1 pseudogene is annotated in these 417 nt (G+C 80.1%); it reads left to right on the top strand.

Going from position 1 to position 417, the window contains the following annotated elements:
• Positions 1–417: pseudogene (locus GT042_RS29535) on the top strand (hypothetical protein); the annotation flags it as partial.

The raw sequence follows: 417 nt of genomic DNA, 5'->3' as shown, positions 1-417 counted from the left end.
CGCGGGTGACGGGTCGTCGCTGGAGCCGCCGGCCGGTTCGGTGGAGCCGGGGGCCGGATCGCTGGGACCGCGGGCCGGATCGCGTCCCGGCCCCGTTCGCGCCTCCAGCCCCGTTCCGGCCCTCGGGGCCGAGACTGCCCCCGGAGCCGAGGCGTACCTCGGGAGAGCGGCGGCCCAGGATCTGCCGGGGCCGACGGTACGGCTGGCTCCCGCGTCCGGCCCCGTACGCGCGGCGCGGTACGGCGGCCCCCTGCGGATGAGCCTCGCCGCGACCCTCGCCGCCTGCGCCCTGGGCGGGATGGCCCTCGTGGACAGCGGGGGCGTACCGCACGCAGGCCCCGGCACCGGTCAGCACTGGGACCGGGCGGAAGCGGAAGCGGAGTCGGCGCGGACGCCCCAGCCGCTCGCCTCCGGCCG

It is taken from the genome of Streptomyces sp. SID3212, from assembly GCF_009865405.1.
Lineage (GTDB): Bacteria > Actinomycetota > Actinomycetes > Streptomycetales > Streptomycetaceae > Streptomyces.
This window is presented reverse-complemented; position numbering and strand designations above follow the sequence as displayed.